This is a genomic window from Actinomycetota bacterium, from assembly GCA_035540895.1.
Lineage (GTDB): Bacteria > Actinomycetota > JAICYB01 > JAICYB01 > JAICYB01 > DATLFR01.
Map to the genome: position 1 here is coordinate 1 of DATLFR010000016.1, position 7063 is coordinate 7063.

5 protein-coding genes are annotated in these 7063 nt (G+C 71.5%); 2 read left to right on the forward strand and 3 right to left on the reverse strand.

Annotated features, from left to right (window positions below; translation table 11 throughout):
* Positions 1–14 precede the first annotated feature (14 nt).
* Entirely contained in the window at positions 15–494 is a 480-nt protein-coding gene (locus VM840_00775) for an SRPBCC family protein (protein ID HVL80108.1), read from the forward strand.
* A 4-nt stretch (positions 495–498) separates the two neighbouring features.
* Here VM840_00775 and VM840_00780 read toward each other — a convergent pair whose 3' ends face one another.
* From VM840_00780 to VM840_00790, 3 genes are all read right to left on the reverse strand, one after another.
* The gene (locus VM840_00780) at positions 499–1995 is read right to left on the reverse strand and encodes a polysaccharide biosynthesis tyrosine autokinase (protein HVL80109.1); all 1497 of its coding nucleotides are present in this window, start codon (positions 1993–1995) and stop codon (positions 499–501) included.
* Positions 1996–2011: 16 nt separating this feature from the next.
* Complete coding sequence (locus VM840_00785; GenBank protein HVL80110.1) at positions 2012–3847, reverse strand: DUF4012 domain-containing protein; 1836 nt, start codon at positions 3845–3847, stop codon at positions 2012–2014.
* A 282-nt stretch (positions 3848–4129) separates the two neighbouring features.
* Complete coding sequence (locus VM840_00790; protein ID HVL80111.1) at positions 4130–5911, reverse strand: hypothetical protein; 1782 nt, start codon at positions 5909–5911, stop codon at positions 4130–4132.
* Positions 5912–6066: 155 nt separating this feature from the next.
* Here VM840_00790 and VM840_00795 point away from each other — a divergent pair, with 155 nt between their 5' ends.
* Positions 6067–7002 (forward strand): nucleotidyltransferase family protein, encoded by a 936-nt coding sequence (locus tag VM840_00795; GenBank protein HVL80112.1) that lies wholly within the window; start codon positions 6067–6069, stop codon positions 7000–7002.
* Positions 7003–7063 lie beyond the last annotated feature (61 nt).

Below are 7063 nucleotides of genomic sequence, written 5' to 3' on the forward strand. Positions count from 1 at the left end.
CCTAGGATGTCTGCATGAAGCGGCTCACCCGCACCGGCGCCTCGGGCGAGGTCAGCGTGGACATCGCGGCTCCCCCCGAGCGCGTCTGGGCCCTCGTGTCCGACGTGACCCGCATGGGGGAGTGGAGCCCTGAGTGCCGCCGCTGCGTCTGGCTGGGGGGCGCGAACGGGCCCGCGCCGGGCGCCCGCTTCGCTGGCTTCAACCGCCGCGGTCCGATCTGGTGGGTGACGATCGGCAAGGTGGAGGAGGCGGAGCCGGGCCGCGTCTTCTCGTTCCATACCACCCAGCCCTGGAACGGCCGCACCCCCGTGACCCGGTGGACCTACCGGTTCGAGCCCGCGGGAGACGGGACGCGGGTGACCGAGTCGTTCCAGGTTCTCAACGAGGTCCTCCTGTCCCGTTTCGGCATGCTCGTCTTCGGCGACTCCGGCGACCGGCTGGTCGACGGCATGCGGCAGACCCTGGACCGGGTCAAGGCGGCCGCGGAGCGCTGAGGCGCTACCGCGTCCGTTCGGTGCCGGGCACCGCGTGCGGACGGTGTCCGTTCCCGTTCGTCGCCGCCGGGGCCTCCTCGGCCGGGTACCGGGCGGTGCGGGTGGGTCCGTACCCGTAGCCGTACCCGTACCCGTAGCCGCTCGAGGACGACCTCGACGCACCGTTGAGGACGACCCCCACGACCGAGGCCCCCACCGCCTGCAGGACGCGCACGGTCTCGCGCAGGGAGTCCTTCGTCGTCTTGCCGGCGCGGGCCACGAGCAGGACCCCGTCCACGAGCGACGCGACCGCCGCCGAGTCGGAGACTGCGAGCAGGGGTGGAGAGTCGATGACGACCAGATCGGCCTTGCGCTTCAGCGAGGCGAGCAGGTCACGCATGCGGTCCCCAGCCAGCAGCTCGGCCGGCTGGATCGGGGTGGGTCCGGGCGCCACCATGTACAGGTTCGCGATCTCGGACCGGCGGACGAGGCCCTTCAGCCCGGTGTGACCCGTCAGGTAGGCGGTCAGGTTGTTGCCGGACATCGGCCGCGCGAACGGACCGCTCGGTCGCCGCAGGTCGGCTCCGACCAGCACGGTGCGCTTCCCGGCGGCCGCGCATGCGCGGGCCAGGTTCATCGCCGTCGTCGTCTTGCCCTCACCCTTCGCCGCCGACGTGACGAGCAGCACCTTCATCCGGCCGTCGACGCTCAGGTACTGGAGGCTCGACCTCAACAAACCGTAGGCCTCGATGGCCGGTCCGAACGCGGCCTCCTCGGATTGGCCCCGCTTCGGCTTCACCCGCGGGACGATCCCCAGGACCGGGCTCCCGGTCGCGTCCTCGGCGTCGCTGCGCTCCTTCACGGAGCGGTCCAGCTGGGCGGCGAGCAGGATGATCCCCGCGCCGAGCATGAGCCCGAGGACCGTGGCCAGGGCGTGGTTGCGCAAGGGCTGCGGCGAGACGGGAGCGGTGGGCAGCACGGCGGGCTCGAGCACGCTCAGCTCCACCCCGCGGGCGCTCCCCGACCGTGATGCCTCCGCCTCGATCGTCTCGACGAAGGAGGTGGCGAAGGCGTTCACGACCCGTTCCGACAGGCGGGGGTCCGGGTCGCGATAGGTGAGGCGGATGATCTGCGTGTCCGCCACCGGGGTGGCCGAGAGGTTCTCGAGAAGCTCGTCGGGGAAGACGGTGAGGCCCAGTCGCTCGGCCACGTCGTCGGCTATCGGGCGGGTCTTGATGGCCTCGGCGTAGGACTTCACCAGGGCGAGGGAGGTGTGGGTCAGCTGGGTCGCGAACGGGAGCGACGCGCTGTCGATCGCCGATTGTCCGACGAAGAGCCGGGCCCGCGCCTCGTAGACGGGCGTCATGCGCGACGTCATCCCTATCGACGCGCCCAGGGACACGACGAGCGTGAGCAGGAGTATCCACCAGTGCCTCTTCAGGATCCGGATGTACTCCCGCAGGTCCACCTGCTCGTCGACCAGCATGTCCTGCGGGTCCCAGCTGGACGGTGTGTTCGACATGGCCGTTCCCTTTCTCTCAGCGGCGTGCGACGTTCGCTCGCACGTCCACATCAGTTCCATCGGACGAGCTCCACAGGAGCCCGAAGACATCGCCCCGGATCGGCGCCGGGTCTCCCTCGACCCCGGACACGTCCCACCCGTTCCCGATCAGCCGCACGAAGGTGCGGTCCGGGAACATGAGCGGCTGCGTACGCATACGGGCGCGGAGTTGGGGGCCCGACCCGTCGTCGGTCACGAGTCCGGGGATGAGCAGCGTCGCGCTGATCTTGCGGAAGCCGCCCGCCGGCACCTCGACGAAGGTCGAGAAGACGCTCAAGCCCTTCTCGGTCCCCGTCTCCAGGGCGGTCGCGCCGGTGTCCGTCCGCGCTTCGACTATCTCCGCTCCCGGGGGAGCGTAGATGCTCAGGTAGCTGCGGTTGAGCCCGGGCTCGTCGCCCGAGCCCTTGTAGGGACCGATGACGTAGGCGGGCTGTCCCTCGCGGGGCGCCCGGTTGTGCAGGCGCACGTTGACCCGCACGGAGACCAGTCCGTCGGGCAGCACCTCCACGTCGTAGATCACGAGGCGCCGCATGTAGTAATCGGCCTTGTGGCCGCTGGCGTTCTGCGCGACGACGCCGAAGACGGGGAGCCCGGGGGCGTCGAGGCTCCCGCTCGCGCCCATCTCCTCGACCTTGCCCTGCAAGGCGGGGTCGGTGAAGAAGAACTGGAAGTGACGGCCGGACACGCTGGCCCCCAGCGCGGCGAGCCCGTCCCGGGACAGCCGGCGCTCGCCGGTGAAGAAGCGCTTCAGCGCCACCTCGCTGATGTCGGAGGTGAGGTCGGCGCGCTCGTCCCAGTCGGGGTAGCGCGCGTAGAACTCGTTGCCGAGCACGGCCACGACGTTGCGGTGCGAGATGGGCTCGGGCCACCCCTCGGTCCGGACCGGACCGGTCGTCCGCAGGAGCGCCGCGAGCGCGACCGGGTCGAGGGAGATCACGCCGTCCACGCGGCCGACGCCCGGGATCCGGGGTGCGGCGTCCGTCACGATCCGCGCGGCCGTGGGGAAGTCCGGCGTCATGTTGATGTTCTGCCAGAGGTCCATCGCCTGGAAGCGGTCGTAGCGGCGGGAGTACCAGTCCGGGACGGTCAGGCCCAGGGAGCTCGGCTTCGGCAGGTCGCGGGCCGGGCGTCCGAAGTCGACCAGCTCGATTCGTCCGTCGTTCACCTCGGCGATCCCGTACGCACCGATGAGCCCACCGGTCCCCCTGAGCTCGCTCGGGGTCTGCATCGCGACGAAGTAGCGCTTGCGGCCCGCCAGGGCCTCGGCCAGGAGCCCGGCCGCCTCGCGTCCGGACCGGACCTGGTCCCTTAGCCGGGTAACCTCGTGGTTGAAGCGAGCCGTAACGGCGGAGAGGGGTGGCGGGGCCTCTTCGACGGTCTGAGCCGCCTGAGCGAGGAGGGCTTCGACCGGTTCGAGCCCCGCCACCCCCTTCCGCAGACCTGCGATGTCGAACCCGCTCTCGTCGGGGTCCATCAGTTCCCAGGCCTCGACGAGGCCGAGTCCCGCCGAGGCGACCAGCTCGCCACCTTGGGCGAGCTGCGCGGCCGGCTCGGTCCACCGTTCGACGAGGGGGATCGCCCGCGCCGTCCGGAGCGCGCCGCCTTCCGTCAGTCGGACCGCCTCCGCGAACCGGTCGCGAGCGGAGGCGAACGAGTCCCGGGCGCGCTGCGGGTCGCCCCCCAGCATGGCCGCCCGGGCCGTCCGCAGCTCGCGGTCCGCGTCGCGCGCGGCCGCGATGACCGGACGCACGGCGAGCCCCACCAAGCCGAGGAGGAGGAGCGCGACCGACAGCAGGAGAGGCAGGACCGGCACCCGATGCGACTTGCGGCCGCGTCGGGGCCGCCTCGCGACGGGCTGCGCCCATCCCTGGGACAGCACCGGCCACGACGTGGGCGCCGTCCGTTCAGGGGCGCGCGCGCGCAAGGTCGAAGACATAGCTCCGTCTGTCTCCCAGCTTCAATGAAACCTGTGGGAGGCCGCGCCAGCGCGACGGCCCTCCTCGCTCACCGACTGGTTCGGTGCCGGAGGGTGCCTTCCTCCCCCGGGGGGACGGGAAGCCCGGTACGTCCCGTTCTGGGACGTACCGGGAGGCCGTCAGCCGACGACGATCGTGATCGTGTTGGCGGCGGAGACCGGCTCGAGGTTGCCGGCCTCGTCCTGGGCCTGGGCGGTGACCGTCCAGGTGCCCGGGTCGAATGCGATGCCGGACAGCTTCCACGCGGACACGGGGGCGTCCCTCGTCGTGCGCGGTGCGACGTGCGTGAAGGTCCCGCCGCCGGCGCGCGTCCCCTTCAGGACCACGAACTGCAGGTTCGACGTCCCCGGGTCGTCCTTCGAAGAGCCCTCCAGCACGACCGTGTTGTAGGTGTAGACCGCGAAGTTGCGGCTGTAGAAGCTGGCCTGGTTGGCCGTCTTCCACACGGTCGCCGGCGCGGTGAGGTCGAGCTTCGAGGTGACGGGCACGCTGCGGGAGCGGTTGCCCTCGCCGGGAGCGGGTCCGTCGTCGAGGTAGGCGATCGCCGTGACCGCGCCCTCCTTCAGCCCCCGCACGTCGAGGGCGAAGGTCCTCAGGTTGCGGGAGGACTCGGGGGAGAGGAGCTTCGTGCTCGTGGCAGCGGGGGTCGACGGGTCCGAGTCGTCGACGACCACCGTCACCGGGTAGTCGGCGTCTGGCATCGCGGGGTCCAGGGTCACGAGGAGCCTCAGGGCCCGGCCCCCGTTGCTGTCCTCGGCGTTGGAGTGGTGCGCCACCGACGACAGGAACTCGATCTCCACCTGGGCGGGCGGGGTTCCGGCCGCGCGCTGGATGGTGGCCGCGGCGTCGTCCGAGGAGTTGCCCGCGCGGTCGACCGCTCGGCCCGTGGCCGTGAGCGTCCCGTCGTGCAGCGTCCGGACATCCACCCCGCTGACCGACCATGTCCCGTTGGCGGCTGCGGGAGCCGAACTCACCTCGACCGGCACGGTGGCCGGGTTCGCGTCGTCGATCGAGAGGTGCACCCGGGAGCCCGGCTCCGTGGTGCCCCCGAGGGCGACCGTTCGGGTGCCGGTGGGGCCGATCGGGCTCGGGCTCGTGAACGACAGGGTGAGCCCGGGCCGGATCGTGTCCTTCACCACGACGAGGGTCTCCGTCGGGCTCGGGTTCCCCGCCGCGTCGGATCCCTTGGCCGTGAACCGCACCGGACCCTCCGACCACGAGTCGATGCGGGGCAGACGGTGGCTCCAGAACCCGGCGGCGTCGGCCTTGACGACGGTGGCGCTCGGGAGGCCCCCGGTGGGCTCGACGGTGAGCGTGATGTCGGCACCCGGCTTCGAGGCCTTGCCCGATGCTCGCGGCATGAGCCCCTGGACGTACCGGTTGAAGTAGCCGTTCGTGGCCTGCGTCACGGAGAGCGTGGTGGACGGGATGACCGTGTCCTTGATGGAGGTGTAGGAGACCTCGTCCGAGAGGTCGGGGGTCGCCTCGACGGTCACGGGAGGCGTGTCCGGGGTGGCCTGGACGGTGAGCGACGCCAGGCCGATCTCGCGGGCCTTCGCGGTCACCTCGCCGTCCTTGAACGACGTGAGATCGAGTCGCTCCGTGCGCCACGTCCCGTTCGTCTCGTGCGCCTCTATGCGGCGGATGACCGGCGGGGTGGTCGTCTCCGTGTCGTCGACCACCACCTCGACCATGTACTTCGGGTTGGCGGTGCCGGAGACGAAGACGCCGCTCAGGATCTCCGCCCGGCTGAGGTGTCCGTCGCCCCCGTCCTCGATCAGCACCGAGATCTCGAACTCGGCCGAGGCGCGGAGGGCAGGGAAGAGCATCGGAACGACGAGGAGCGTGACCGTGAGGGCACGGCGGAGACGGAAGCGACGGAGCTGCGACGTAGGGTTCATCTTCTCCTCCCGCGGGCATCGGCGGGGAGGACCGCGGAGGAGGAGTGAGCGCACCCCCTCACACGACCCGGCCCCAGTTGCCCGAACCTTTCGACGCGGGGGAGCCCAATCCTGCCTCTCCATCTGGCGGCGTCCACGTCTGGTGTAATCGCGCCGTGGCCCCCCACGAACCCGACCCACGCCTGGCCGCCGTCCGATCGCTGGCCGTCGATGCGGTGACGGTGCAACTCGTTGAGCGCATCCGGGCGGCCGGGCACCGCAGCATCCTGCTGAAGGGTCCGGCGATCGCCCGGTGGCTCTACCCGAAGGGGGGCCGGACCTATCTCGACATGGACCTCCTCGTCCGGCAGGAGGCCTTCCCCGAGGTGATCGGCCTCCTCGAGGAAGAAGGGTTCGTGTCCTATGACCCGGGCGGACACCGGGCGCTGGGGAGCGTCCACGCCTCGACCTTCGTGCGCCCGTCCGACGGGATCCCCGTCGACCTGCACCGGACCTTCGTCGGGATCGAGGTCGAGCCCGGCCGCGCCTGGGACATCCTCAGCCGCAGGACCGAGGACCTGGCCCTAGCCGCGGGGACGGTGACGGCCCTGGACATCCCCACGCGCACGGTGATCGTCGCCCTTCACGCCGCCCAGCACGGCGTCGCGAAGGGCACCGCGATGGCCGACCTGCGTCGAGCCGTGGAGCGCCTCCACCACGACACCTGGGCCGAGGCGGCCGAGATCGCCTCGGCGCTCGGCGCCACCTGGGCCTTCACGAGGGGACTGGGGCTCGCGGACGGGGGCAACGAGATCGTCGCCCGACTCGGGCTCACGCCGACCGTCTCGGCCGCCTCCCGCGGTCGAGTCGCTCGCGATCCCGGCGGCGTGCGCGCCATCGACAGGGTGGCGACGATCCCCGACCCGCGCGACCGCCTGCGGCTGGTCGGGAGGCTCCTGCTCCCGAGGCGCGAGAAGGTCCTGGCTCCCTATCGGGGCAGGCTGGGGCTCCCCGGCGCCTACGGGGCGTACTGGATCAGCCGTACGAAGAGGTTCGGACCCGCCCTGGTGGAGTGGCACCGCGTGCGCCGGACGCGGCGGTGGTCCCCCTGACGTGTCAGCGGCCGTCCGGACCGCGCACCGCCGCGTAGAAGTTGGTGAGCTGCTTCAACCG

Coding starts and splice junctions, on each gene's coding strand:
- VM840_00790 (HVL80111.1), bottom strand. CDS start 5,911: ATGAACCCTACGTCGCAGCTCCGTCGCTTCCGTCTCCGCCGTGCCCTC.
- VM840_00775 (HVL80108.1), top strand. CDS start 15: ATGAAGCGGCTCACCCGCACCGGCGCCTCGGGCGAGGTCAGCGTGGAC.
- VM840_00780 (HVL80109.1), bottom strand. CDS start 1,995: ATGTCGAACACACCGTCCAGCTGGGACCCGCAGGACATGCTGGTCGAC.